The sequence below is a fragment of the Corynebacterium sp. HMSC22B11 genome, from assembly GCF_001815965.1.
Lineage (GTDB): Bacteria > Actinomycetota > Actinomycetes > Mycobacteriales > Mycobacteriaceae > Corynebacterium.
On record NZ_KV823526.1, the window covers coordinates 1 to 959 of the forward strand.

Genomic DNA, 959 nt, shown 5'->3' on the forward strand with positions numbered 1-959 from the left:
GCTGTACGGATTTACCAATACAGCGGGCCACACGCTTACACCACAATCCAATCAGTGGCTCGGCTACCTTCCTGCGTCACCCCATCGCTTGACTACAACAGATCAGGTCCCACGCATCCCAACACAACACACACAAAGTGCATGAAGCATCGTTCAGGGCGGTTAGTATCACTGCTTCACCATTGGTCGCACACATACGGGTACGGGAATATCAACCCGTTAACCATCGACTACGCCTGTCGGCCTCGCCTTAGGCCCCGACTCACCCTGGGAAGATTAACTTGACCCAGGAACCCTTAGTCATCCGGCGGATGAGTTTCCCACTCATCATTCGCTACTCATGCCTGCATTCTCACTCGCATAACCTCCAGCACTGGGTTACCCCGCACCTTCAACGGATCACACGACGCTCCCCTACCAACCCAACACACAACGTGTTGAGTTCCGCGGCTTCGGCGGTGTACTTGAGCCCCACTACATTGTCGGCGCAAAACCACTCGACCAGTGAGCTATTACGCACTCTTTCAAGGATGGCTGCTTCTAAGCCAACCTCCTGGCTGTCTAAGCGATCCCACATCCTTTTCCACTTAGTACACTCTTAGGGGCCTTAACCGGCGATCTGGGCTGTTTCCCTCTCGACAACGAAGCTTATCCCCCGCTGTCTCACTGCCGCGCTCTCACTTCACAGTATTCGGAGTTTGGCTGATGTCGCTAAGATAGTAGTCCCGCTAAACCAACCAGTAGCTCTACCTCCATGAAGAAACACACGACGCTGCACCTAAATGCATTTCGGGGAGAACCAGCTATCACGAAGTTTGATTGGCCTTTCACCCCTACCCACAACTCATCCCCTCAGTTTTCAACCTAAGTGGGTTCGCGCCTCCACGACGTCTTACCATCGCTTCACACTGGTCATGGGTAGATCACTCCGCTTCGGGTCCAGGACATGCCACTAAAAA

General features: G+C 53.5%; 1 rRNA gene. It reads right to left on the reverse strand.

Annotated features, from left to right (window positions below):
• Positions 1-959 (reverse strand): 23S ribosomal RNA (locus tag HMPREF3088_RS09725); the annotation flags it as partial.